25 protein-coding genes are annotated in these 26,797 nt (G+C 44.9%); 24 read left to right on the top strand and 1 reads right to left on the bottom strand.

All coding sequences use genetic code 11. The features are described from left to right. The first annotated feature begins 1 nt into the window (after position 1). From rpsI to ACSLUR_RS06980, 7 genes are all read left to right on the top strand, one after another. The gene (rpsI, locus tag ACSLUR_RS07010) at positions 2–394 is read left to right on the top strand and encodes a 30S ribosomal protein S9 (protein WP_116001329.1); all 393 of its coding nucleotides are present in this window, start codon (positions 2–4) and stop codon (positions 392–394) included. Positions 395–1,029: 635 nt separating this feature from the next. Then, positions 1,030–1,620, top strand: coding sequence for a ubiquinol-cytochrome c reductase iron-sulfur subunit (gene petA, locus ACSLUR_RS07005; protein ID WP_448553101.1), 591 nt, complete (start codon positions 1,030–1,032; stop codon positions 1,618–1,620). Next, positions 1,620–2,882, top strand: a complete 1,263-nt coding sequence (locus tag ACSLUR_RS07000) for a cytochrome b (protein ID WP_116001325.1) — start codon at positions 1,620–1,622, stop codon at positions 2,880–2,882. The genes petA and ACSLUR_RS07000 overlap by 1 nt, the downstream gene beginning before the upstream one ends. Further along, positions 2,879–3,580, top strand: a complete 702-nt coding sequence (locus ACSLUR_RS06995) for a cytochrome c1 (RefSeq protein WP_448554340.1) — start codon at positions 2,879–2,881, stop codon at positions 3,578–3,580. Before ACSLUR_RS07000 ends, ACSLUR_RS06995 begins: the two co-directional genes overlap by 4 nt. Before the next feature lie 206 nt (positions 3,581–3,786). Further along, complete coding sequence (gene sspA / locus ACSLUR_RS06990; protein ID WP_116001321.1) at positions 3,787–4,428, top strand: stringent starvation protein SspA; 642 nt, start codon at positions 3,787–3,789, stop codon at positions 4,426–4,428. Positions 4,429–4,439: 11 nt separating this feature from the next. Continuing rightward, a complete protein-coding gene (locus tag ACSLUR_RS06985) occupies positions 4,440–4,928 on the top strand; it encodes a ClpXP protease specificity-enhancing factor (RefSeq protein WP_448553098.1) in 489 nt (162 codons plus the stop codon). Between the two features lie 131 nt (positions 4,929–5,059). Further along, positions 5,060–6,247: a CaiB/BaiF CoA transferase family protein gene (locus ACSLUR_RS06980; protein WP_448553096.1), complete on the top strand. Its 1,188-nt coding sequence runs from the start codon at positions 5,060–5,062 to the stop codon at positions 6,245–6,247. Here the strand turns inward: ACSLUR_RS06980 and ACSLUR_RS06975 are convergent. Further along, positions 6,224–7,060, bottom strand: coding sequence for an HDOD domain-containing protein (locus tag ACSLUR_RS06975; RefSeq protein WP_448553094.1), 837 nt, complete (start codon positions 7,058–7,060; stop codon positions 6,224–6,226). The genes ACSLUR_RS06980 and ACSLUR_RS06975 overlap by 24 nt on opposite strands. A gap of 135 nt (positions 7,061–7,195) precedes the next feature. Between ACSLUR_RS06975 and ACSLUR_RS06970 the strand changes: the two genes are divergently transcribed. The 17 genes from ACSLUR_RS06970 to ACSLUR_RS06890 all read left to right on the top strand — a co-directional run bounded on the left by ACSLUR_RS06970 (position 7,196) and on the right by ACSLUR_RS06890 (position 26,782). Beyond that, positions 7,196–7,681 carry a YcxB family protein gene (locus ACSLUR_RS06970; protein ID WP_448553092.1) on the top strand — a complete coding sequence of 162 codons (486 nt, stop codon included), beginning with the start codon at positions 7,196–7,198 and terminating at the stop codon, positions 7,679–7,681. A 75-nt stretch (positions 7,682–7,756) separates the two neighbouring features. Beyond that, complete coding sequence (locus tag ACSLUR_RS06965) at positions 7,757–8,635, top strand: sulfite exporter TauE/SafE family protein (RefSeq protein WP_448553090.1); 879 nt, start codon at positions 7,757–7,759, stop codon at positions 8,633–8,635. A gap of 105 nt (positions 8,636–8,740) precedes the next feature. Beyond that, entirely contained in the window at positions 8,741–9,751 is a 1,011-nt protein-coding gene (locus ACSLUR_RS06960; protein ID WP_448553088.1) for a Fe(3+) ABC transporter substrate-binding protein, read from the top strand. Beyond that, complete coding sequence (locus ACSLUR_RS06955; protein WP_448553086.1) at positions 9,748–11,370, top strand: ABC transporter permease; 1,623 nt, start codon at positions 9,748–9,750, stop codon at positions 11,368–11,370. The genes ACSLUR_RS06960 and ACSLUR_RS06955 overlap by 4 nt, the downstream gene beginning before the upstream one ends. An 87-nt stretch (positions 11,371–11,457) precedes the next feature. Beyond that, complete coding sequence (locus ACSLUR_RS06950) at positions 11,458–12,546, top strand: ABC transporter ATP-binding protein (RefSeq protein WP_448553084.1); 1,089 nt, start codon at positions 11,458–11,460, stop codon at positions 12,544–12,546. Positions 12,547–12,910: 364 nt separating this feature from the next. Next, on the top strand, positions 12,911–13,369 hold the full coding sequence (mraZ, locus tag ACSLUR_RS06945) for a division/cell wall cluster transcriptional repressor MraZ (RefSeq protein WP_116001310.1): 459 nt from the start codon (positions 12,911–12,913) through the stop codon (positions 13,367–13,369). Between the two features lie 5 nt (positions 13,370–13,374). Next, positions 13,375–14,319 carry a 16S rRNA (cytosine(1402)-N(4))-methyltransferase RsmH gene (gene rsmH / locus ACSLUR_RS06940; RefSeq protein WP_448553081.1) on the top strand — a complete coding sequence of 315 codons (945 nt, stop codon included), beginning with the start codon at positions 13,375–13,377 and terminating at the stop codon, positions 14,317–14,319. Positions 14,320–14,351: 32 nt separating this feature from the next. Next, on the top strand, positions 14,352–14,666 hold the full coding sequence (ftsL, locus tag ACSLUR_RS06935) for a cell division protein FtsL (protein ID WP_448553079.1): 315 nt from the start codon (positions 14,352–14,354) through the stop codon (positions 14,664–14,666). Then, a complete protein-coding gene (locus ACSLUR_RS06930; RefSeq protein ID WP_448553077.1) occupies positions 14,663–16,411 on the top strand; it encodes a penicillin-binding transpeptidase domain-containing protein in 1,749 nt (582 codons plus the stop codon). Before ftsL ends, ACSLUR_RS06930 begins: the two co-directional genes overlap by 4 nt. After that, positions 16,404–18,029, top strand: coding sequence for a UDP-N-acetylmuramoyl-L-alanyl-D-glutamate--2,6-diaminopimelate ligase (locus tag ACSLUR_RS06925; RefSeq protein ID WP_448553075.1), 1,626 nt, complete (start codon positions 16,404–16,406; stop codon positions 18,027–18,029). The genes ACSLUR_RS06930 and ACSLUR_RS06925 overlap by 8 nt, the downstream gene beginning before the upstream one ends. Then, a complete protein-coding gene (gene murF, locus ACSLUR_RS06920; RefSeq protein ID WP_448553073.1) occupies positions 18,029–19,459 on the top strand; it encodes a UDP-N-acetylmuramoyl-tripeptide--D-alanyl-D-alanine ligase in 1,431 nt (476 codons plus the stop codon). Before ACSLUR_RS06925 ends, murF begins: the two co-directional genes overlap by 1 nt. After that, positions 19,459–20,541, top strand: a complete 1,083-nt coding sequence (mraY, locus tag ACSLUR_RS06915; RefSeq protein ID WP_116017090.1) for a phospho-N-acetylmuramoyl-pentapeptide-transferase — start codon at positions 19,459–19,461, stop codon at positions 20,539–20,541. The genes murF and mraY overlap by 1 nt, the downstream gene beginning before the upstream one ends. Before the next feature lie 43 nt (positions 20,542–20,584). Next, entirely contained in the window at positions 20,585–21,973 is a 1,389-nt protein-coding gene (gene murD / locus ACSLUR_RS06910; protein ID WP_448553070.1) for a UDP-N-acetylmuramoyl-L-alanine--D-glutamate ligase, read from the top strand. 32 nt (positions 21,974–22,005) lie between these two features. Further along, entirely contained in the window at positions 22,006–23,265 is a 1,260-nt protein-coding gene (gene ftsW, locus ACSLUR_RS06905) for a cell division protein FtsW (RefSeq protein ID WP_448554338.1), read from the top strand. Next, positions 23,258–24,364, top strand: coding sequence for an undecaprenyldiphospho-muramoylpentapeptide beta-N-acetylglucosaminyltransferase (murG, locus tag ACSLUR_RS06900; RefSeq protein WP_448553068.1), 1,107 nt, complete (start codon positions 23,258–23,260; stop codon positions 24,362–24,364). The genes ftsW and murG overlap by 8 nt, the downstream gene beginning before the upstream one ends. Positions 24,365–24,395: 31 nt before the next feature. Beyond that, the gene (gene murC, locus ACSLUR_RS06895; RefSeq protein WP_448554336.1) at positions 24,396–25,856 is read left to right on the top strand and encodes a UDP-N-acetylmuramate--L-alanine ligase; all 1,461 of its coding nucleotides are present in this window, start codon (positions 24,396–24,398) and stop codon (positions 25,854–25,856) included. Next, a complete protein-coding gene (locus tag ACSLUR_RS06890; RefSeq protein ID WP_448553066.1) occupies positions 25,856–26,782 on the top strand; it encodes a D-alanine--D-alanine ligase in 927 nt (308 codons plus the stop codon). The genes murC and ACSLUR_RS06890 overlap by 1 nt, the downstream gene beginning before the upstream one ends. The last annotated feature ends 15 nt before the right edge of the window (positions 26,783–26,797 follow it).

Here is a 26,797-nt window from a genome sequence, read left to right as displayed (position 1 = left end):
CATGGCTGATAATCAATATTACGGTACTGGTCGTCGCAAGAGCTCTACTGCTCGTGTGTTCATGAAAGCAGGTAACGGTACCATTACCATTAACAAACGCGATATTTCTGAATACTTCGCTCGTGAAACTGCTCGTATGGTTGTTCGTCAACCGCTTGAGTTAGTTGAGTTATTAGAGAAGTTCGACTTAAACATCACTGTTACTGGTGGTGGTAGCACAGGCCAAGCTGGTGCTATCCGTCACGGTATCACTCGTGCACTTATGCAGTACGACGAAGCATTACGTGGTGACCTACGTAAAGCTGGTTTCGTTACTCGTGACGCGCGTAAAGTTGAGCGTAAGAAGGTTGGTTTACACAAAGCACGTAAACGTCCTCAATTCTCAAAACGTTAATATTACGTTTTCAAAATCAAAAAACCGGCTATATGCCGGTTTTTTTATATCTGTTGTTCCCTGAATATAGGGGCTGTGCGTTTACACTTTAGCAATGGCCTAAAGCAGACCGTAAGAAAGCTGGTTTACTCAAAGCAGCTAATTCAAGTTAACGTCCTAAATGCTCAAAACGTTAATATTTACGTTTTCGATGTCAAAAACCGGCTATATGCAGGTTTTTTTATGCCTGTCGTTCCTACGATAAGGTGCTGTTCGGTACACTCTAGCAGTAGCGCAAAGTCGAGCTTAAGAAGGTTGGTTTGCACCAAGCAGCTAACCTAAATCAAAGACTTCAATTCTCGCAACATAATCATTCAAGTTCTCGATATCAACAGCGGCTATATAACGATTTTTTATGTCCAAAATTTAAATTGTTTAAGCTTTCGCCAATCTGTTTTTCGCCTTGAAATATTTTGTCACTATTTTAAATAAACTCACGTAAACAAGGGTTAATTACCTTGTAAAAATAGGGGGTTTTCTTTATGATCGAAAAAATTTTTTTGTCGCTAGTTAGCTCAAGTAACTGGCTGATAATGCTTGAATAAGAACCATTATCATCTATGTGGTTGAGTTTGTAAATTAATTGGAGAATTTGAATGAGCAATGCGCCCGTGAATAACGGCCGACGACGCTTTTTAACTGCTGCAACTTCGGTTGTTGGTGGTGTAGGTGTTGTTGGTGTGGCTGTGCCTTTCATTGGTTCTTGGAACCCTAGTGCCAGAGCGAAAGCTGCTGGTGCTCCGGTTGAAGTCAATGTGAGTAAAATCGAGCCTGGTCAACTAGTTCGTGCTGAATGGCGTGGTAAACCTGTATATGTAATTCGTCGTACTGACGATATTATTTCGGCATTACCAAAGCATGATGGTCAACTTCGAGATCCGAACTCGGAAGAACCACAACAGCCAGAGTATGTGAAAAATGCACATCGCTCAATTAAGCCTGAGATTATGGTTGCATTAGGTGTTTGTACTCACTTAGGTTGTGCACCTACTCATCACAAAGGTGATTTCGAACAACACGTAGCTGGTGTTAAAGACGGTTTCTTCTGTCCATGTCACGGTTCTAAGTTCGATATGGCCGGTCGAGTTTTCCAAGGTGTTCCTGCACCACTTAATTTATCAGTTCCAGACCATTCTTTCCCTAACGAAGACACCTTACTCATTGGTGTTGCCCCAGGAGATGCATAATGAATAATTTTCTGGCTTGGATAGAACAGCGTCTTCCAGTAATGGAAGCGATGAACAAACACGTTGTGCAGTACCCTGCACCGAAAAACTTTAACTTTTGGTACTTCTTTGGCTCACTAGCCATGTTAGTACTGGTTAACCAAATCCTGACGGGTATTTGGTTAACTATGAACTACGAGCCATCAGGTGACGGTGCGTTTGCTTCTATTGAATACATCATGCGTGATGTTGATTACGGTTGGTTGCTTCGCTACATGCACTCAACCGGTGCGTCGGCATTCTTCGTTGTGGTTTACTTACATATGTTCCGTGGCCTAATGTACGGTTCATACCAAAAACCGCGCGAGCTACTGTGGATCTTCGGTATGCTAATCTTCTTAGTATTAATGGCTGAAGCATTCATGGGTTACTTACTGCCTTGGGGTAACATGAGTTACTGGGGGGCACAGGTAATTATCTCCTTATTCGGTGCAATACCTGTTGTTGGTGAAGACTTAGCAACGTGGATCAAAGGTGACTACGTTATCTCTGGTGCAACGCTTAACCGCTTCTTCGCGCTACACGTAATTGCATTACCATTAGTACTTGTAGTACTTGTGTTCTTGCACATTCTAGCACTACATGAAGTCGGTTCTAACAACCCTGACGGTACGAACATTAAGAAGCCTAAAGGCAGCATGAAGCCTGAAGAGCTTTCTAAGTTCAAGTTCCACAAACAGTACGCTGATAAGTACGACATTGTTGATGCGATTCCATTCCACCCATACTACACAGTAAAAGATATTATGGGTGTTGCTGGTTTCCTTATTTTCTTCTGTTGGGTAATGTTCTTCTTCCCAGAAGGCGGCGGTTACTTCTTAGAAGCGCCTAACTTCACGCCTGCAAATGGCCTTAAAACACCTGAGCACATTGCGCCAGTATGGTACTTCGGTCCGTTCTACACGATTTTACGTGTTGTTCCTGACAAGTTAATGGGTACCTTATTAATGTTCGCAGCAATCGGTGTACTATTTGCGTTACCTTGGTGTGACCGTGGTACGGTGAAGTCAATTCGTTACCGTAGCAAGTGGCACTTACTGAACTTAACGCAGTTTGCTATCTGTTTCGTTATCCTAGGTATTCTAGGTACATTACCAGCATCAGACACTGCTAACTTAGTAGGTTCAATTGCAACTATTGGTTACTTCGGTTTCTTCTTAGCCATTTGGTTGTACTCGAAGAATGAAAACACTAAGCCAGTACCAGAAAGGGTGACCAAATAATGAGAAAGCTTTTTATTACTTTATTGGCTGTATTGCCGGTATTCGCATTCGCAGCGGGTCCAAGCATTCCATTGGATGCGGCGAATAACGACTTATCAGATAAAGAATCGCTAAAGCGTGGTTTTAAGTCATACATCAACTACTGTCTTGGTTGTCACCAGCTTCAGTACCAACGTTATAACCGCACGTTTGCTGATTTAGGTATTAGTGACGAAGAAGGTAAAGCTGAGTGGATGTTCACTGGTGAGAAAGTTGGTGATCACATCACTAATACTATGCCAGCGAAAGAAGCTGCTGCATGGTTTGGTGCTGCGCCACCAGATTTAACACTTGAAGCTCGTTTCCGTAGCCCAGACTGGATCTACACTTACTTACGTTCTTTCTACGTTGATGAGTCTCGTCCATTTGGCGTGAACAACAAAGTATTTAAAGACGTTGGCATGCCACACGTATTGCAAAACCTGCAAGGTATTCGCACGATGGACGAGCACGGTGTGTTATCTGCACCAGTTGGCGGCACCATGACTGAAGCTGAATACGACGAGTTTGCTCGTGACTTAACTAACTTCCTTGAGTATGTTGGTGAGCCGAATAAATTAGAGCGTAAAGAATTAGGTAAGTGGGTTATTGGCTTCCTATTCATTTTATTTGTGCTTTCTTACTTCTTGAAGAAAGAATACTGGCGTGACGTTCACTAATCTCTTAGTGAACTAGCACCACAAGTTTAAAAAGGCAGCGTAAGCTGCCTTTTTTGATCTAAACGCATACGTTCTATCTGGTCTAACCAGTTTTAATTTTTCATCAAATTTTAGTATCATAGAACACTTTGTTACGAGTTCCGTAACGTCTATTTTATTTAGTGTATGTAAGTCATGCACTTATCACGCATATCTTTGGAGATACTATGGCTGTTGCTGCAAACAAACGCTCGGTTATGACCTTATACTCACACGCTGATGACATGTATAGTCACCAAACACGCATTGTATTGGCTGAGAAAGGTGTCGGTGTTGACATTCACTTAGTTGACCTAGCTAACTTGCCAGAAGACCTAATTGATTTGAATCCTTACGGTACAGTACCAACTTTAGTTGATCGCGAATTAGCGTTATACGAAGCGAAGATCATTATTGAGTATTTAGATGAGCGTTTCCCGCATCCGCCGCTAATGCCTGTTTACCCAGTATCTCGTGGCCGTAGCCGTCTAATGATGCACCGCATTGAGCAAGACTGGTATAGCCTTGCAGAAACCATCATGAAAGGTGATGCAACCGCTGCTGAAAAAGCACGTCAAGAACTTAAGGAGAGCTTACTAAGCGTAGCGCCTATCCTTAACGAAGCACCTTACTTTATGAGCGAAGAGTTCAGCTTAGTAGATTGTTACTTAGCACCGCTATTATGGCGTTTACCAGTATTAGGCATTGAGCTTGCTGGTCAAGGCTCACAAGAATTGAAAAACTATATGTTGAAGTTATTCGAGCGTGAATCATTCCAAGCGTCGTTAACTGAAGCAGAGCGTGAGTTGCGTTTCGGTAACCCAGCGTAACTCGCACGTTTATGTCTACTCCGATAGAAATGACCTCGAATAAGCCTTATATCGTTGGGGCTTTTTACGATTGGATATCTGATAACGACTTAACACCTTACATTGTGGTTGATGTGAGTGTTTATGGTGTTATGGTGCCAATGTCGTTCGTTAATGATGGTCAAATCGTTTTAAATATCTCTTCTTCTGCTGTTGGTAGCATTGTGATGGGTGAAGCGGCCATAGAGTTTTCAGCTCGTTTTGGTGGCAAGTTAGAACACTTGGTAGTGCCATACGGCGCCATTGGTGCTATTTACGCCAAAGAAAATGGTGCGGGTACCTCATTGCCAATTGAACACCCAGAGGTTGCTGAAGAAGATGAGGCTCCGGCAAAACCTGCTTTAGCTGGTGTTGAATCAACACCAATAGCTAGCACAAGTGAAAGCAAGGAAGCTACTGCAGACAAAACAAGTGAAGATAAGCCAGCAAAAGGCCGACCTAGCTTAAAAGTAGTTAAGTAACGTCGACTCATCCTCACTTCTGAAAAGCCGCTTTGCGGCTTTTTTTATAACTAACCCCCTTGTTGATTAACATTGCATATTTTGCACAGGCTTTGTATCTTGCCAGCATCTAATTACGCAGGGAGTAAAACATGGCAGGGCCATTAAAGGGTATCAAGGTACTAGATTTAAGCCGCATTCTTGCAGGCCCATGGTCCACGCAAGTACTCGCTGACTACGGTGCCGAGGTCTGGAAAATTGAGCGCCCTATCACGGGTGATGATACACGAAGTTGGGGGCCTCCATTTATTTCAGGCGAAAATACCCAAAACCCAGAAGATTCAGCCTATTACCTTACTGCCAATCGCGGAAAGAAATCTTTTACGATTGATTTCACGACTGAAACTGGCCAGCGACAAGTGCAAGAGCTGGCGACGCAAGCAGATGTTATTGTCGAAAATTACAAAGTAGGCGGCCTTGCAAAGTACCAACTGGATTACGCGTCGCTAAAAAGCATTAACCCTAAGATAATTTATTGCTCGATCACTGGCTTTGGTCAAGATGGCCCATATGCTCAGCAAGCGGGCTACGATGCCATGATCCAAGCTATGGGTGGTTTAATGAGTATTACTGGCGAGCAAGCTGGCTTACCGGGTGCAGGCCCACAAAGAGTCGGTGTAGCGGTCGCCGATTTAATGACGGGGATGTATGCCGTAAGCGCTATTTTGGCGGCATTGTACCACCGAGAGCAAACGGGTGAGGGGCAACAGCTCGATATTGCTTTGCTCGATACCATGGTAGCAATGCTTGCCAACCAAGGAAGTAATTACTTAGTGTCTGGGCAAGCGCCTAAACCGTTGGGGACTGCGCACCCTAACATTGTCCCTTATCAGGCATTTGCGGTGAAAGATGGTCATATTTTCCTCGCGGTAGGTAATGACCAGCAGTTTAAAAAGTGTTGCGACGTACTCGGCTGCCCTGAACTTGCGACAGACATGCGATTTGCCGAAAATGCTCAGCGCGTGAGCAATAGAAACGAGTTGATTATTTTGATTGGCGAACAGCTACAAACTCGCTGTTTAGATGAGTGGCTAGCTGACTTTAATAAGGTACAAGTGCCTTGTAGCCCAATTAACACACTGGATAGAGTTTTTTCTAACCCCCAAGTGCAACATCGTCAGATGCAATTTGAACTACCGCACGCTGGTGCAGGTAAGGTGCCTATGGTTGCAAACCCAGTCAAGTTTTCGGCAACACCAAATGAATACCAACAGGCGCCGCCGCTGTTAGGTGAACACAATAATGAGCTTGAAAGTTTAATAAATCGGAAATGCCGCTAATAGCTCTAGCGCTTGCTCATTGCAGTGCTCGATTGCCGCGTCAATGTCCTCTTCTGTTAAACCAAGGCTGTCGAGTATGTGTTGGCCCACGATAGTTTTTTTTGAGTAAAGACCTGGATGAGAGTTATAGACTGCCAAGCGAGAGGCGACATAAAGTAAATTACTTGGCGCATCGAGCTCCTCTTGAAACGCGTGGTTAAACTCTTTAATTGGTGTGACAATAGTTAACGGCAGTTGCCACTGCTCTAATAAAGCCGCGCTACAGTCAGCAAAGGTAAAACCAAAGGTTTCTTGCTGGCGATGCCAGGGTGTTTCATTTGAGGTATACCGTTCACAGAACTGCACTGCATCGGGCGCGTTATGCACAATCGCCAGCAGCCCCAAATTGTGAAATAACCCAGATAAGAATATGTTCTCAGCGTTGGGAATTTTTTTTCGCTGGGCAAGGTATTGGCAAATAAGCGCACATTCAACACTAATTTCCCAAAATCTCTCCATATCGGTTATTTCTGGATTAATACTCGAAAACGCAGCGGTAACACCGTAAGCATCGACCAGCTTTTTCACTTGGCTAAGCCCTAATAAAATCAACGCCTTGTTGATAGAATCAATTTGCTTAGGGAAGTTGAACATCGCACTGTTAGCTATTTTTAGCAAGCTCGCCGCAATTGCTGGCTCAAGGCTAATAACATTAGCGATATCATCGAGTTTACATTCATCATTAGCCAGCATTTCCGTTAGCTTGAGGTAAATATCAGGCAACACACAGAGCTCTTGTGCTGCTTGAGCAAATTGCGCGGGCGATTTAGACATAAATAGTTCCATTAATAGCGACGTCTGTTATTTACACCTTAGTGCATTTTTGTCACAAGACAATAGGCTTGGTAGTGAATATTCGTTAATATTCACTCAATATTAACTCGCATGCCTTATAAATACTGAGATGTTATGGCTGAACCTTTTCATTACACAACCACGTTTACGCTGGATAAAACTTACCTCACTGAGTGCTTTGATCAAACCCTAGTTAAAAAGTCGTTATGGCAGGCTTATCAAAAGGCTATCGCTTTTTGTGTTATTGGTTTGGTATTGTTTTCAGTACCTGATGTCAGTGCTTATTGGCCTAGCTTTTTAATTGCCTTAGCGGTGATTGAAGCACTGAGTGTTCGATTTGGCAGGGCGTGGTGGGTTACTCGCCAACTATTAGGCAAAAGTGGCAATAATCAGGTTAACCTAGAGGTCAATGCCGAAGGTATTGCGTTAACTTCGCCGTTTATTGAACAAATTTATCACTGGCAGAGTATTAAACAGTTAGAGCATACCGAACATGGCCTTATCATTCACCTTGAGCAACAGCGCCAATACTTGTCCAAAAGTGTGCTGTCGGCTGAGGCCATCGCTTTTATAGACGAGCAAACATTTACGGAAGAATAGAGCAAAGCTGCCAGCTAATAACAACGAACGAGTAGCAGCCAACAGACAATAACCATTGATTGATGTAGCGAAGTAATGACAACTCAAACGCGTTCACCACTTTTCTCTGCGAAATTTTTACTACCTTTCACATTACTTTGGGTGGTACTCGTTGGCTTGTCTGGATTTCCTGTCAGCCAACTAAGCGAATACATCAGCTATAGCTTACTGGGCGTGTTAGGGGCAATTTTTGCGAGCTCTACAGGAGCAGGTGGCGGGGTAATATTTATCCCAATGTTTAACCACTTGTCATTTTCTGAGATTCAATCAATCGCCACCAGTTTTGCGATTCAGTGTTTTGGTATGACCGCAGGCGCGCTCACTTGGTATCACCATTACCATAAAGAAAAGCGTGATTTGGTGTTGTGGCAGGGCTTTAAACGCATTATTGCGGTAACCAGTATTGCGGCAATTGCGGGTATTTGGTCAATTTATGGCACCAATGTCAGCTCTCCAGCAAGCCTACATCAAAGCTTTGGCTGGTTCTCGTTAGTGCTTGGCTTATTTATTGTGACAACCGTTTATCTGCTCAAGCCAAAGCGCGAATCGAGCAAACTGCAATATTTTGATTACCTAGCCATTATCGCTATTGGTTACTTTGGTGGCGCAATTACGGCTTGGCTATCCGTTGGGGTAGGTGAGGTGTTAGCGATTTATCTGATTCTTAGGCGTTTTGATGTCACTATGGCCGTTGCCGCCGCTGTTGTGGTTTCAGCGTTTACTGTTTGGTCTGCAATTTGGCAGCACACCTTAATAATCTTCAATGTCTATTGGCAAGTGGTTATTTTCGCTGGACCCGGCGCTGTGATCGGCGGTATCTTAGCAAAATCTCTGGTGAGTTATTTGTCGGCGCGTAAGCTCAAATTATTTTTCGCATTTTGGTTAATTGCGATAGGGCTAACAGAGACCTTGTAGAATAAATGAGAATAGTTCTCAAATCCCTTGACAGCTAGTAAGCAGTTAATTACTCTTGCCACCATCACATCCTTAAGCATACTAATAACCTTGCATAGGCTTAATATGATCAAAAAAATTATCGGTTTAACGGCGTTCGCCGCAACACTTGTCGCTCCTGTATTTAGCGCATCGGCAGACGAAGTTAACGTATATTCATACCGTCAGCCATTCTTAGTTGAGCCCTTGTTTAATGAGTTTACCAAGCAGTCGGGCATTAAAGTGAATGTCGTATTCGCGAAAAAAGGTATGGCAGAGCGTTTAGCCCGTGAAGGCGAGCACAGCCCTGCAGACGTATTGCTTACTACCGATATTAGTCGCTTAATTGAGTTACAAGAAAAAGGTTTATTGCAAGCTGTTAACTCTGACGTATTAGAAGCGGCAATTCCAAGCCAATATCAAGCACAAGACAATTCTTGGTTTGGTTTAACCACTCGCGTTCGTAACATTTATACCGCTAAGCGTTTAGGTGATATGGCGATTAGTTACGAAGACCTAGCCGATGAAAAATACCGCGGTAAAATTTGTACGCGCAGCGGTAAGCACCCATACAATGTCGCGCTGGTTTCTTCAATGATTGCTGAACACGGTGAAGCGAAAACGTTAGCATGGCTAGAAGGTGTAAAGAAAAACTTAGCGCGTAAGCCACAAGGTAATGATCGCGGTCAAGTGCAAGCCATTCACCAAGGTTTATGTGATGTATCGCTAGGCAACAGCTACTACTTTGGCAAGATGTTAAATGACGACAAGCAAAAAGTATGGGCAGATGCCGTAAACATTAACTTCCCTAACCAGGCAAATCGCGGTGCTCATGTAAATATTTCAGGCGTTGGCGTTGCGAAATACGCACCGCACAAAGAAGCTGCAAAAGCCTTACTTGAATTCTTAGCATCGGACAAGGCACAGCAAATGTACGCGGAAACTAATATGGAGTATCCGGTACGTGCGGGTGTGAAAAAATCTGCGTTAGTTGCTTCATGGGGCGACTTTAAAGCTGATGACTTACCGCTAGAAACGATCGCCAGCCATCGTAAAGCTGCATTAAAATTACTTGATCAAGCAAAATTTGATTTGTGATATTTGGTCAACGTAACACTTCTTGGCTAACGCTTAGTTGGCTAATTGCACTGGCGCTATTAGCGCCAGTGCTCGTTATGCTGTTTACCAGCATAGGGAATTTTGGTGAGCTTTTTTCTCATCTTTGGCAAACCGTATTACCCACCTACATCAGCAATACCTTATTACTGACGTTTTACGTATCGCTATTGGTATTGCTATTTGGCGTGCCAAGTGCCTTCCTCATTAGTCAAACACAATTAATAAGCGCCAAATGGCTGCGTTGGGCCCTATTATTGCCACTTGCGATGCCTGCCTATTTGGTTGCCTATCTTTATACTGACTTATTTGACTACGCGGGCCCTGTGCAGCGCCTGTTAAGAGCAAGTTTTGGCTGGCAATCGCCAACAGATTATTGGTTTTTCGATTTACGCACGCTTGAAGGTGCTGCATTTGTCTTAGCGCTGGTATTGTATCCGTACGTTTATATGCTGACTCGTACTGCGCTTGAGCAGCAAGATACTAGCTTGCTCAGAGCTGGACGTACGTTAGGGTTATCAGCACGTCAGGCAATGTTAAAAATAGCCTTACCTTTGGCTCGGCCTGCAATCATGGTCGCTGTCACTTTAGTGATGATGGAAACCATCGCTGATTTTGCCACGGTGCAGTATTTTGCGGTTAATACATTAACCACCGCTATTTATGATACTTGGTTGGGCTATGGTGATATGGCCGCGGCTAATGCACTGGCGAGTGTGTTGCTGCTCTTTGTGCTATTTACTGTCGTTGCGGAGCAAAAAAGTCGAGCGGGGCAGAGGCATCAATCGAATCGCCCTAATTTTTCTAACGATAAATTGGCTTTATCGTTTGGGCAGCAAGTGATGGGGCTTGTCTTTTGTTGGTTGTTAGTCATATTAGGTTTTGCTTTGCCTTTTGGTTTGCTGATCGCCATGGCAATTGATTATGCTCAGCTAGATCAATTAGGCCAGCTAGCAGAAATTGGCTGGGAAACGTTGAAAATCTCAGCTTATGCGGCAACCGCCGCCGTTGCTTTGTCTTTGCTTTTGGCACTGTTTCATCGTTTTTACCCAAAATCGGTAAATCATTTGCCACTACAAATTTCGGGATTTGGCTATGCTGTGCCAGGTACTGTGCTTGCGATGGCGCTAATGGCGACATTTGGCCCGATAGACCATTGGCTCAATGATACGGCCGCATGGTTAGATTGGTCGAAGCCGGGGTTGATTTTATCAGGTACAACCTTCGCGATTATCTTTGCCTTTGTTGTCCGTTTTGCTGCTATTGCTAACGGCACAATAAGCGCGGGTATTGGCAAAATTCCACATTCAATTGATAAGGCACCGGCAAGTTTGGGTGTAGGTTTATTGGCGACGATCCGAACAGTGCACCTACCAATTTTAAAAAGTTCAGTATTTGTCGCCTGGCTATTAGTTTTTGTTGAGGCGATGAAAGAGTTGCCAGCGGTGCTTTTGCTCAGACCTTTTAATTTTGAGACTTTAAGTACCTTTATTTATCAGCTCATCTCAGATGAACGTTTGGAGCAAGGGGCAATAGGTGCAATTTTTATTGTATTGTTTGGTTTGATACCGATCATTTGGCTTAACAAAAATAAGCATTAGTCAGTTTAATAGTTAGCCTATTAGTTAGTCATTCGATTACTTTAAAGCATGACTAATATTGTTACTTTAGAAAGAAATTAGAATTTGATGTCACAACTTAATCACGTAAACGCTGAACTTTTAACTGTGAGCCAGCTAGATGTAACCCTTGCTGGACAAGCCATATTGCAAGATATTGCGTTTGAATTGCATGCTGGCGAGATCCTTGGTTTAGTTGGCCCAAGTGGTTGTGGTAAAACGACCTTGCTCAATACGATTGCAGGCTTTATTGCTCAGCAAGGTGGCGACATCACCATCGCGGGTAAAGCCGCTATTAACCCGAAAAACATGCTGGCGCCGGAAAAGCGCCAAGTCGGTATGATTTTTCAAGACTATGCTTTATTTCCGCACTTAACAGTCGAACAAAATATTGCCTTTGGGATAAGTAAACTGCCCAAATCTGAGCAGCATGAGCGCGTTAACCAGATGCTCGAACTGTTAGCACTAACCGGTTTTAATCAGCGTTACCCACACGAACTATCGGGCGGACAACAGCAACGGGTTGCTATTGCCAGAGCGATCGCCCCACAGCCTAAGTTATTGCTGCTAGATGAGCCGTTTTCTAATATTGATGCACGCCTTCGCCAATCATTGATGTTAGAGCTACGCCAATTGTTCAAACAATTAAAGATCACCGCGATCTTTGTCACCCATAACAAGGATGAAGTGTTTACCTTTGCCGATAAAATGGCGGTGATGGCACAGGGGGGAATATTACAATTTGGCAGCCCAGCTGAAATCTGCCAAGCGCCTGCAAATTATCACGTTGCCGATTTTCTCCAATTAGGTAGCTGGTTGCCATGTCAAGTCAATGGAAAGTGCCTGACGAGTGCATTGGGCGAGCACGAATATGAACATGCACAAGTACAGGGTAGTGAAGGTACTGCAAGCGGCGATATTCACCAGCTGCTAGTTAAACCGAATCAAATCGCTTTCACTCGTGCTGAAGAAGCGAATATGGAAGTAGTTCATATTAGCGTTGCTGAGCATGGCTTTCACTATCACTTACAAAGCATTGACCAATCAACCCCTTTGGCGATTCGCCAGTTGGGGATCTATTCAGAGCAGGCGTTTGCCCTGCAAGAAAAGTTAAACGTGAGTATAAAACCTCACCCCTACTTAGTTTTTAGTTGTTAGCAGTTTTAACGTTAACAATATACGCTCCACTACTGAGGTTATTATCTCCTGTTTATATCCTCAGTAGTGCAATTTATCCTCAGATTTTCATTAAACACCTAATTATTTGGGATAGCGATCCACAAAACTCCACAGAATCATCAACTTCGCTCTATCGCTTAATTTTTCTGGCTTATAGCAAGATCAAATAACCTATTCTTTGCTTGACATAGGTTTACTCAAGTCTCTAAACTGTATAAATGTGGGAAAAAGTGGGGAATCGTGGATCCTTAGGGAATTAAGCTGCAAAAACGTGGTTCAGTTCAAGGATAAGATTCTCTGAAAATAATCAGACTTATGTGACAACGCATAGTTAGAGGCAAACGTGTTTAGAGGCACCAGCGCAATTACGCTCGACAGCAAAAAACGCATCACGATACCAACTCGGTATCGCGAGGAGCTTATTGCTGACTGTCAGGGCAAGATGGTGTGCACCGTTGATGTTCAACAAGCTTGTTTATTACTTTACCCGCTTCCTGAATGGGAAGAAATTGAATTAAAACTCTGCGCTTTGTCCTCAATGGATCGAAGCGAGCGACTATTTCAACAAGTATTACTTGGCAATGCCGCCGATTGTGAAATGGATAAAAGTGGTCGCCTTTTGATCAATGGCCCGTTATGCCAACACGCTGCCCTAGAAAAGAACGTGATGTTGGTCGGCCAGCTAAAGAAATTTGAGATTTGGAGTGAATCGGCTTGGCAACAGCGAATGCAACAAGGCATTAGCCAGATCCAAGCAGGCGAAATCGAATTAACTGAAAGATTACTTGATTTAACACTATAACGAAAATGCCTGAGCAAAGTTCACACATATCCGTATTGCTTGATGAAGCAATCGAAGCCCTCGCCATTGATCCAAATGGCCGATACATCGACTGTACTTTTGGTCGAGGCGGTCACTCGGGACAAATTCTTTCCCAATTAGCCGATAACGGTGAGCTTATTGCTATTGATCGCGATCCGACCGCTATTGAGGCGGCAAAGCAGTACGGCGACGACGATCGTTTTTCGATAGAACATTTTGGCTTTGCTGAATTGCAGGGTATTGCTGAGCGTCGAGAAGTGATTGGACAAGTTGATGGCATCTTATTTGATTTAGGTGTTTCTTCACCGCAGTTAGACGAAGCTGAGCGTGGCTTTAGCTTTATGAATGACGGCCCGCTTGATATGCGTATGGATACCACGCGTGGCGAAACAGCAGCCGAGTGGTTAGCACGTGTTGATGTTGAAGACTTAAGTTGGGTATTAAAAACCTTTGGCGAAGAAAAGCATGCATGGCGAATTGCCAATGCCATTGTCGACAGTCGTGAAGAAAACCCGCTAACCCGCACTGGTCAGTTGGCCAAGCTTATTCAAACGGTAGCACCACAGCGCGAAATTAAAAAGCATCCAGCAACGCGCAGTTTTCAAGCGATCCGCATGTACATCAATTCAGAGCTTGACCAAATAGAACAAGCACTTGCAGCATCGCTTAACGTGTTAAAGCCCGGTGGTCGACTAGTTGTTATCAGCTTTCATTCATTGGAAGACAGATTAGTAAAACAGTTTATGCGCAAGCACTCGCAAGGAAAGCAGGTGCCAAGAGGATTGCCAGTGAGTGAGGCAGAATTACAAAAAGGGAAAAAACTTAGCTTGGTAGGTCGTAAAACCAAACCAAGTAAGGCAGAAATTGAACGTAATGTTAGAGCTCGTAGCTCAGTGTTGCGAGTTGCAGAGCGCCTAGCAGACAGCTAAGCAGCTATTGAACTAAGGTAAGCAAATAGCTAATGGCGACTAAGAAATCTGCATTAGTTGTTGATATTTATCACGATATTCAACAACACCTGTTTACCTATGTATTGCTGGTTGCAGTAGTTTTGTCTGCTTTTGCGGTGATTTACTTCACTCACGTTAATCGACAAACCACCAGTGAATTGGAAGTGTTGTTGACCGAGCGCGATGAATTAGACATTGAATGGCGCAATTTATTAATAGAACAGAATAGTTTGGCAGAGCATAGCGTGATTGAGCGCAAAGCAGCAAAAATGCTGGATATGCAACGACCAGACGCAAATTCGGAAGTAGTGTTAACCATACCATGACAGCTAAGGTAAAACGAAATAAAGCTAATCAAAAACCGAGCACAGTTGCTTGGCGCTTTTACGTTGTGCTGGCGGTGGTGGTAGCTATCTATTTAGCGCTAATGGCTCGCGCGGCTTATATCCAAGTGTTTGAGCCTGACATGTTGAAAAAGCAAGGGGATATGCGCTCGTTAAGAACCGCGGCCAGTGAAGTTCAACGTGGCTCTGTACTCGATCGCAATGGCCGTGAGCTGGCGGTAAGTGTGCCGGTTGAAACTGTTTGGGCAGATCCGAAAGTTGTGATGGATAACAATGCGTTAGCCATGAGTGAACACTGGCAAGCATTGGCAGATGTGTTAGATCAAGACGTTAACAAACTCACCAGTCGTATCGTTCGCAACCCAAACAAACGCTTTGTTTATGTTGAGCGCCAAGTGTCGCCAGTGATGGCAAACTATATTAAAGAGTTAAAAATCCCCGGTATTCACCTACGCAAAGAATCCAAACGCTTTTACCCATCGGGTGAGATTAGTGCTCACGTGGTCGGCTTTACCAATGTCGATGACAAAGGTATCGAAGGTATAGAGCGGGTTTACAACACTATGCTAACCGGTGTTGGCGGCGAAAAGAAATTCCGCAAAGATGCCAAAGGGCGGAAAATTGAAATTCTCTCGGTGGAAGAGGCGCAGCCACCCAAAGATGTGGTGCTCAGCATTGACCAACGCATTCAAACCCTGGCATACCGCGAACTCAAAGGCGCGGTTTCTGCGTTTAAGGCGACCTCGGGTTCTGTGATTGTTGCGGATGTACATACCGGTGAGATTCTCGCCATGGTCAACTCTCCATCGTTTAACCCGAACAACCGTGCAAACACACCAGTGCACAAAATGCGTAATCGTGCGATCACTGACATGTTTGAGCCTGGTTCAACCATGAAGCCACTGTCCTTGCTAACTGCAATGGAATTTGGTGTCGCAGAAGCAAGTACGATTGTTGATACTCATCCAGGTTGGATGCGTCTTGGTGGCCGCCGTGTTAGCGACCCAATTAATCGTGGTGATCTCACCATGGAAGAAATTTTGATCCACTCATCCAATATGGGCACGGCTAAATTGGTGCTTTCGATGCCGAAAGAATTTCTACTAGATAAGTTTTTTGAAGTAGGTTTTGGCGAGCAAACTGGCACTGGGCTAATCGGTGAAACCAGCGGTATGATGCATGATCGTAGCCGTTGGTCTCAGTTTGAATTAGCGACCTTATCTTTTGGTTATGCCTTGGCAATTAGCCCACTGCAACTAACGCGCTTATACGCCACGATCGCCAATGGCGGCACTAAAATTCCGCTGACGATATTAAAGCAAGATACACCAGCCAGAGGCGAGCGCATTTTCTCAAATCGATTAACGGCAGATTTGCGCTCAATGCTTGAAGGCGTGGTGGAAAATGGTGCTAAGAAAGCAAAAGTAGAAGGTTATCGTGTTGGTGGTAAAACCGGTACCAGTATTAAAGCGATTGCGGGCGGTTATGGTAATGACTATGTTGGCTTGTTCGCCGGCATGGCACCGATTGATAACCCTGAAGTAGTAGTGGTTGTTGTAATTAATGAGCCAGGTGGCGATTTATATCACGGTGGTGATGTTGCCGCGCCTGTGTTTTCACGGGTAATGAAAGGCACCTTGCAGGTGTTAAATATAGCGCCTGACTCATCATCGAAAAATCAACGCGTGGTGAAAAGCGCTGAGCGCAAGGGAGATACTAATGTCTAACCTTGTAAATCAAAGCCCAGCTACTCAAACCCCACTGATGCCAACCGGGTTTGCTGGATGCTCTATTGCAGAAACCTTGGCTCAGTTTGATATTAGCATTGCACCTTTAGCGACGGCTCAGCTTGTCAATAACAGCCGTCAAGTTAATCAAGGTGATGTGTTCTGTGCTGTGATAGGTACTGCGAGTGATGGTCGCAATTATATCGACCAAGCAATTGCGGCGGGAGCGAGTTTAGTGATAGCTGAATGCCAACAGGCACAGCAACATGGCAATCAACTACACCGTGAAAACGTCACAATTGTACAGTTTTATCAGCTAAATCAACGTTTATTTGAATTGGCGGCGAGCTATTATCAATACCCACAAGATAAGTTGAGCCTCATTGGTATTACTGGCACTAACGGGAAAACCAGTACCAGTCAAATGATCGCCAGCTTGCTCAACCTTTGCCAGCAAGATGCTTATCAACAAACTGATAAGAGTACTGAAAGCTATGGCCAGAGTGATGGCAAGAGCATAGCAGTTCAAGCCGCTGTGATAGGTACTACAGGCGCTGGTATCTTACCGGCACTGACGCCAATTGCTAATACAACGCCAGGTGCAACTGAGCTGAATCAGATTTTAGCGAGCTTTGCCGAACAGTCGGTAACGCATGTGGCGATGGAAGTTTCTTCGCACGCATTAGATCAGGGTCGTATTGCGGCTGAACAACTGAGTATCGCGGTGTTTACCAATTTAAGCCGCGACCATTTGGATTATCACCAAACCATGGCGGACTATGCCAAAGCCAAGTTTAGTATCTTTGCTGGCGCTGCTAGTGATACCAGTGCGCAAATTGCCGTCGTTAATGGTGATGATGAATACGGTCAAGCTTGGCTTGCGCAGTTAAAACAACCAAGTATAGCATTTGGTAAAAGTGATACGGTTACTCAGCATCAGCGCTTTGTACGCGCAAAAGATATAGTGCTTTCACCAAGCGGTGTTAGTTTTATCGCCGTCACAGAAAAAACAAGCGCTAAGGTTGAGAGCAATTTATTGGGTGAATTTAATGTTGATAACTTACTAGCAGCCATTGCCAGCTTATTAGCGCTAAATATTTCACTTGAAGCCATTGTTGCCAACATTCCCAAGTTGTTGCCTAGCCAAGGGCGTATGGAAGCATTCCATCAAAAAGATAAGCCCGTTGCCGTGGTAGATTATGCTCATACGCCTGATGCATTAGCCAATGCTTTGCAAGCTTGTCGTCACCATTGCCAAGGCGAGCTTTGGGTAGTGTTTGGTTGCGGTGGCGATCGCGATAAAGGCAAGCGCCCACAAATGGGACAATTTGCAGAGCAATTTGCCGATCATGTCGTGGTCACTAATGACAACCCGCGCAGTGAAGCTCCTGAACTGATCGCTAACGACATTTTAGCAGGCTGTCAGCATGCGGAAAAAATCACCGTTATGCTCGACCGTCAACAAGCCGTTCGCTCTACACTCGCTCACGCCAAATCGAATGACATTGTGCTGTTAGCAGGTAAAGGGCATGAGAATACCATTGAAATAGCAGGCCAAATCATTGAATACAGTGAACGTGCTCTGGTCGAAAGCCTATATCTGACAGGAGAGCACTAATGATCCCTTTAACCTTATCAGAAATTGCCAGTGCCACAGGTGGCAAACTAATTGGTGCTGATATTACGATTTCTGCGATTAGCACAGACAGCCGTGCATTAGCAGCAGAGCAAGTTTTTTTAGCGCTCAAAGGCCCTAATTTTGACGGTCATAAGTTTGTGAGCCAAGTTGCTGAGTTAGGCGGTTTGGCGGTCATTGTTGATCATCAAGTTGAAACAACATTGCCACAAGTGGTGGTGGCTGATACCCGTATTGCGCTGGGAAAAATTGGTGCTTACGTCAAAGCACAAACGGCGCCTAAAACTGTTGGTATTACTGGCAGTAGCGGTAAAACCACAGTCAAAGAAATGGTTGCCGCAATTTTATCGCGCCTCGGGAATGTGCTAGCCACTAATGGCAACTTCAACAATGACATAGGCGTACCGCTGACTTTACTGCGTTTAGGTCATGAACATGATTTTGCGGTTATTGAAATGGGCGCCAATCACATTGGTGAAATTGCCTATACCACTAACTTGGTTAAGCCAGATGTAGCCATCATCAATAATATTGCGGCCGCGCATTTAGAAGGCTTTGGCGATTTATGTGGTGTTGCTCGCGCAAAAGGGGAAATCTTCGAAGGTATTCCAGAAGGTGGCGTAGCTGTTTACAACCAAGACTCAAAATGGGCAGATAAATGGCAATGGCGTTTAACCGATAAAAAAGTACGACGTTTTTCTTGCAAAGAGAGTGCAGATGAGAAAAGCGCAAATGAAATAGTCAAAGCTGAGCAAGCTGCAGATTGTTATAGCGCTAATGTCACCCTTGACGACAATGGTTGCGCCAACTTCAAGTTACACACACATATTGGTAGCACCTACATTGAGCTGACAATACCCGGTAAACACAATGTTTGTAACGCGGTTGCTGCTGCTGCCATCGCCATTGAATGTGGTGCCCGCCTAGATGACATCAAACTCGGGCTAGCGGAAATGTCGGCGGTTAAAGGACGTTTAAACCTTTATCAGTTAGATGATAACTGTAAGCTCATCGACGACACTTATAACGCTAACGTGGAATCAATCAAAGCTGCAACAGAGCTGCTAGCCAGTTATCCAGGCTACCGAGTATTGATTCTTGGGGATATGGCAGAGCTTGGCAGTGATGCCAGAAGTTATCATCAAGAAGTAGGAGAACATGCCAAAACACAAGGAATAGACACATTATTAACACTTGGCGTGTTGAGCCAAAGTACGGCTGATGCCTTTGGTGATGATGGTCAGCATTTTAGCTCGAAAGAGCAGTTGTTAGCATCGCTTAAGCAGCAATTAGCTAACGAAGAGCGCGCGATTTCTATTTTAGTGAAAGGCTCGCGCAGTGCTCATATGGAGCACGTGGTAAATGAGATTATAAATTGGCGCAAACCTCGCGCCGCTGAGGAGCACTCGTAATGTTGTATTGGTTAGGCGAGTACCTCACCCAATATTTTTCTGGATTTAATGTTTTTTCCTATCTGACCTTTAGGGCTATTGTTAGCACCCTAACGGCTTTGGGAATTTCACTGTATTTTGGCCCTAAGTTAATTCGCGCCTTGCAGCGTATGCAAATTGGCCAAACCGTACGTGATGATGGTCCGCAAAGCCATTTGTCAAAATCAGGCACGCCTACCATGGGCGGTATTTTGATTCTGGCGTCAATCATTGCCAGCGTGCTGCTATGGGGCGACTTATCGAATACCTATGTTTTGACTACGTTATTTGTTGTCGCTTCATTTGGTGCGATTGGTTTTGTTGATGATTACCGCAAGGTGATCCGCAAAGACTCAAATGGTTTGATTGCCCGTTGGAAGTACTTCTGGCAAACCGTGGTTGGCTTAGGTACCGCAATATTTTTGTATGCACAAGCGCAGTCACCAGAAGAAACAGCGTTACTCGTGCCATTTATTAAAGATGTGATGCCGCAATTAGGCCTACTGTATATCGCCATGGCGTACTTCGTTATTGTCGGTACCAGTAATGCTGTGAATTTAACCGATGGTTTAGATGGCTTAGCCATAGTACCCACGATTATGGTGGCAGGTGCTTTTGCAGTATTCGCTTACGTTACCGGTAACGTGAATTTTTCAGAGTATCTAAATATCCCTTACATTCCGCAAACCAGCGAATTAGTGGTGGTTTGTACTGCCATTGTTGGCGCTGGCCTTGGCTTCTTATGGTTTAACACGTACCCAGCACAAGTCTTTATGGGCGATGTTGGCTCATTAGCCCTTGGTGCAGTTTTAGGCGTTATTGCAGTACTTGTGCGTCAAGAGCTTGTGCTGGTGATTATGGGCGGTGTGTTTGTGATGGAAACGGTTTCGGTGATCTTGCAAGTGGGGTCATACAAGCTGCGTGGTCAGCGTATTTTCCGAATGGCGCCCATTCATCATCACTATGAATTAAAAGGTTGGCCAGAGCCGCGCGTGATTGTGCGTTTCTGGATTATTTCCATTGTTTTGGTTTTGGTTGGCTTGGCCACCTTAAAACTGAGATAGCTAACAGGTTTTAATTAATAAGAGCAAAGAGCAAAGTAACCAGATGTCATCTATATCGTTAACACAGCTAGCAGATAAGCGCATTGTCGTGTTAGGCCTTGGCCTGACTGGCATGTCGTTTGTTCGTTTTTTAACGAACAACGGGCTAAGCTGCGCAGTTAACGACAGCCGTGCGCAACATCCGGCCTTTGCTGAATTTGCCGTTAATTACCCTGAATGTCAGCTCTATACGGGACAATGGCATCGCGAAGTCATTGCACAAGCCGATATTTTATTAGTCAGCCCAGGCGTTGATATCACCTTACTGGAAATTGCTGAAAACATTAGTGCCTCGGCGCAGGTATGGGGTGATGTTGAGCTTTACGCCCGCCTAAAAGATACACCTTGTGTTGCAGTTACTGGCTCCAATGGCAAATCAACTGTGGTTAATCTGCTGCATCACATTGGCCAAAAGCTAGGTGTTGATACCCAACTTGGCGGTAATGTTGGCGTACCAGTGCTTGATACAATCAATGAATCTCCTGAGTTGTTAATTCTTGAGCTTTCAAGTTTTCAATTGGAAACCATCAGTAGCTTAAAGCCACTAGTAGCAAGCGTTTTAAACCTCAGTGATGATCATTTAGATCGCCACAAAACGATGGCGATTTACACTGAGCTTAAACAGCGTATTTATCACGGTGCTGAGTTTGCCGTATATAATGCTGAAGATAGCGCAACTGTGCCAACTACAGATATTAATGCTTGTTCATTTAGCCAAGCTGTACCGAGCTGCTCCCAAATCAACAGGGATAACTTTGGTGTTATCAGTCATCAAGGCAAAGCTTATCTGGCCAAAGGTGAACAGCCACTGATGGCTTTAGCGGAATTACCAATTGCGGGTTTGCACAACGCTGCCAACTGTTTAGCTGCACTTGCCATCGGCGAGCAGCTAGGTTGGGAAATCGTAAAAATGCTGGAAGCCATTAAATCTTATCAAGGGTTAGCGCACCGCTGTCAGCCAGTTGCCAGTGAAGACGGTATTCGTTGGATTAACGATTCAAAAGCCACCAATGTTGGCGCGACACTCGCAGCAATTGAAGGCTTAGCACCAAGCTTGGCTGCTGACCAAAAGTTGTATTTAATTGCTGGCGGTGAAGGCAAAGGCGCTGATTTTACGCCGCTAGTACCTGTAATTGCCGAGCATGTTGCTCATGTTTTCGCACTTGGCAAAGATCAACCGCAAATTTTAGCGTTATCGGAAAATAGCACAGCGGTCGATTCAATCGAACAAGCGGTCGCTCACTGCAAAAAGCAAGCAAAAGCAGGAGATGTGGTGATGTTATCACCAGCATGCGCCAGCATTGATATGTTTGCTAACTTCGCTGAGCGCGGTAACGCCTTCGCTGCGGCCATTGCTGACGTAGCCAGCAAATCAAGTGAGGAGTTGAGCTAATGGCGATTAACTTCTCATTACGAGTGCTTAGCATGCCTGCCATGTCGTCTATGCCTAATTGGATGAAGGTAGAAACAAATGCGAATGTCACCTTTGATCGCTCCTACATTATTTTGATGGTGACCATGTACACCATTGGTTTAATTATGGCGGCGAGCTCGTCAATGCCGGTTGCTGAGCGTTTGTTTAACGACCCATTTCACTTTGTTTTTCGCCATGGTATTTACATTGGTTTGAGTCTGTTGATTGCAGGCTTTGCTTTGCAAATACCCATGAGTTGGTGGCACCAAAACAGTGGTAAATTATTGCTCTTGGCAATTGCGCTTTTATTAGTGGTTTTAGCCGTGGGTCGTACGGTAAACGGTTCAACCCGTTGGATTGTACTTGGGCCAATTACTATTCAAGCGGCAGAGCCTGCTAAGTTGTTCTTTTTCTGTTATTTATCTGCTTATTTAGTGCGCCGTCGTGATGAAGTGATGGAAAACATCAAAGGCTTTGCTAAGCCATTGATTGTATTTGGTGTTTTGGCAATGTTGCTATTGCTTCAGCCAGATTTAGGTACCGTCATTGTGATGTTTGTCACCACCTTTGGCCTATTATTCCTAGCTGGCGCTAAATTATGGCAGTTTATCGCAGTTGCGACGGTTGGGGTCGGTGCGCTATCATTGCTCGCCATTTTTGAGCCCTATCGCTGGCGCCGTGTCACCAGCTTCCTTGACCCATGGGCAGATCCCTTTGGTAGTGGTTACCAATTAACGCAGTCGTTAATGGCCTATGGTCGTGGTGAAATGTTTGGTCAAGGCTTGGGCAATAGCATACAAAAATTAGAATATTTGCCGGAAGCACACACCGACTTTGTTATGGCAGTGCTGGCGGAAGAGTTTGGTTTTATTGGTATTAGTGCCATTTTAGTATTGAGTAGTATTTTAGTGATTAAGGCATTACTGCTAGGTCGCAAAGCGATCAACAAAGAAAAGTATTTTGAAGGCTTTTTTGCCTATGGTATTGGTATCTGGTTCTGCTTCCAAGCCGCGGTAAACGTTGGCGCCAGCGCTGGTATCGTTCCTACCAAAGGGTTGACTATGCCACTGATCAGTTATGGTGGTAGCTCAACCATTATTATGACTATTGCGGTTGTAGTGTTGCTGCGTATCGATCATGAACTAAGACTGCAATCATTGCAGGCGACAAGTTCAAATCGCAAATCAGCGAGCAAATCTACTAGCAAGCCAAAAGCGATGAGCAAAGCCCTTAGCAAGAGCACACCAGAACAAGGAGCGCTTGATGTCTAGCACTTCTGTCGCGAACAACAAACCTAAATTATTAGTGATGGCCGGCGGTACTGGCGGCCATATCTTCCCTGGTATTGCCGTTGCAAAAGCGCTTGAAGAACAAGGCTGGGACATTCACTGGCTTGGTACAGCAAAGCGAATGGAAGCCGATATTGTTCCTCAGCACGGTTACCCCATTTCCTTTATTAATATTGCTGGTCTGAGAAACAAGGGCTGGAAAGAGCTGGTCAAGCTGCCGTTTAAATTATTGCAATCACTTTGGCAGTCTATCCGAGTTATTCGCGGTATCAACCCCGATGTTGTCTTAGGAATGGGCGGTTACGCCAGTGCTCCTGGCGGAGTTGCCGCTTGGTTACTCGGTAAGCCGCTAGTGCTCCACGAGCAAAATGCCGTTGCGGGGATGAGTAATCGCTACTTATCAAAGCTCGCTAAACGTGTGTTATGCGCTTTTCCAAAAGCATTTGCGCCGAAAGTCAAAGCGGATGTCGTCGGCAACCCACTGCGCAAGGAAATGGTTGAGCTTGAGCAAGTGGTGTCAGTGCAGCCAACCACCAGTAAGAAAGTGCTTGTTGTTGGCGGTAGTCTAGGAGCAAAAGTGTTTAACGACACGGTTCCAGCGGCCATGAAACAAATTCAACAGCAGCATATTCATGTTTGGCATCAAACCGGTAAAGGTAATGCCGAGCAAGTGCAAAAAGCCTATCAGCAAAATGAGCTGACGGGTGAGCGCGCCAAAGTGACTGAATTTATCGACAATATGGCCGAGGCTTATAACTGGGCTGATATCGTAGTGTGCCGCGCTGGTGCGTTAACCGTTTCTGAGCTTGCGATGGCAGGTAAGCCTGCGATTTTTGTGCCGCTTCCTCATGCCGTCGATGATCACCAAACCAAGAATGCTGAATATTTAGTTGGCCGCGGTGCTGCCAAGCTAATTGCACAACGAGATTTTAACGGCACCACGCTAGCACAAATGCTCAACAGCATGTTCAGCTCAGACACTGTGGTGCGCAATATGTCAAAAGCTGCGCTTGATGCTGCGCATGCTGATGCAACAGTTAAAGTGGCTAATGCTTGTAAGGGGTTAGTCACACATGGATAAGAATAAAGTAGTAAGTAGCACTGTGAGTGAAATGAATAAAGCAAATACGCTGATTAAGGTGCCTGAAATGCGCCGCGTTAAGCAAATCCACTTTGTTGGGATAGGCGGCGCAGGCATGGGCGGTATCGCTGAAGTGCTATTAAATGAAGGTTATCAAATCAGTGGCTCTGATATCGCTGAAAATGCTGTAGTAAAACGTTTGGTTGCCTTAGGCGCACAAGTGCACATTGGCCATCAAGCAGAAAATATTAATGGCGCTAGCGTGATTGTCGTGTCTACCGCCATTGACAAAACTAACCCGGAGATCACTGCGGCATTTGAACAGCGTATTCCTGTGGTACGCCGCGCTGAGATGCTAGCCGAGCTAATGCGTTTCCGCCACGGTATTGCTATTGCGGGTACTCATGGCAAAACCACCACAACGAGCCTTATTGCCAGCATTTTAGCTGAGGGCGAGCTTGACCCAACGTTTGTAATTGGCGGCTTACTTAACAGCGCTGGTACTAATGCAAGACTAGGTTCAAGTCGCTACTTAGTGGCTGAAGCAGATGAATCAGATGCTTCCTTCTTGCACTTACAACCAATGGTAGCCGTGGTCACCAATATTGACGCGGATCATATGGAAACTTATGACGGCGATTTCGAAAAACTTAAAGACACTTACTTAGAGTTTTTGCATAACCTGCCATTTTACGGCATTGCTGTGCTTTGCATTGATAACCCTGTAGTGCGCGAATTATTGCCAAAAGTTGCGCGTCAAGTGATCACTTATGGTTTTAGTGAAGACGCCGATATTCGCGCGACAGATTTTGAACAATCTGCAGGTCAAAGTCGCTTCAATGTGGTTATTAATAACGAAACCAATTTCGATGTTACGCTGAATCTGCCAGGTGAGCACAATGTGTTAAATGCCTTAGCAGCGATTGCCGTTGCTCATGATGAAGGCGTTAATCAAGCCGCAATTACTAAGTCGTTAAGTGAATTTGAAGGTATAGGGCGTCGATTCGAGCAGCTTGCTGATCTTAGCACTGAAGCTGGCGATATGGTGCTAGTGGATGATTACGGCCACCATCCAAAAGAAGTGGAAGCGACCATTAAAGCCATGCGCAATGGCTGGCCAGATAAACGTTTAGTTATGGTGTTTCAACCGCATCGCTACTCGCGCACCCGTGATTTATTTGAAGATTTTGTTGAAGTGTTGTCAGAAGTCGACAGCTTATTCCTACTTGATGTTTACAGTGCTGGCGAAGCCAGTATTCCGAGCGCAGATAGCAAATCATTGGCGCGTGCTATTCGTCAACGTGGCCAATTAGAGCCAGTTTATGTTTCAGATGTTGACAAGCTGCCATCGCTATTAGCCGTGCAACTGCAAGAAAATGACATGGTGATCACTCAAGGGGCCGGCAACATTGGTGCAGTGGCTCGTTCACTAGCGGTTAGCCCATTACTCAATCTTAAGCAAAGTACTACATCTAACAAGGAGCATGGCTAATGACGATCACTAAGAATATTGCCGTGCTTTATGGCGGTACATCAGCAGAACGCGAAGTGTCACTGAACTCAGGTAAAGCAATTGCCAATGGCTTAGTGCAAAGCGGCTATCACGTTGAATTGGTTGATACCAAATCTGTACCGCTTTCAGCATTAGCTGAGAAAAATATTGATTGTGTGTTTATCGCTTTACATGGTCGTGGTGGTGAAGATGGTTGCCTGCAAGGTGCTTTAGAGGTCATGGGACTCAATTACACAGGTTCTGGTGTTTTAGGTTCGGCGCTTTGTATGGATAAAGTGCGTACCAAGCAAGTGTTGCTTGCTCAAGGGCTACCAACCGCGCCGTTTAAAGTGATTCAACAAGCGCAATTTGACATGGCTGATTGTGAAGCTGTGTTGGCTGAGCTAGGCGGTGTCGCTATGGTTAAGCCGGCTAAAGAAGGCTCAAGCATTGGGATGGCAAAAGTTACTAATGCTAAGGCACTGGAAAATGCATTGATTGAAGCCTTTGGCTTTGACGAGCGTGTTTTAGTTGAAGCTTGGATTCATGGCCCAGAGTATACCGTCTCGATTTTAGGTGATGCCGCATTGCCAGCGATTCATATGGAGACGCCGCGAGAGTTTTATGATTACGAGGCGAAATACCAAAGTAATTCGACTTTATACCATTGCCCAAGCGGTTTACCTGAGCAAGATGAGCACGCCTTACAAGCATTAGCGAAGCAGGCCTTTGATGCAGTTGACGCCCAAGGCTGGGGACGCGTTGATGTGATGCGCAATGAACAAGGTGATTGGCAAGTATTGGAAGTTAATACAGTACCTGGGATGACAGAAACGTCACTGGTACCCAAAGCGGCGCAAGCAGCAGGAATTGGCTTTAGCGAATTAGTCTCGCGAATTGCTGAGAGTGCTGGCTTAAACAAATAGCAGTTAGTAAGGGTT

This window comes from Thalassotalea montiporae (assembly GCF_053485855.1).
Note: the sequence above shows the minus strand (reverse complement) of the source record. Positions and strands in the feature narration are given on the sequence as shown.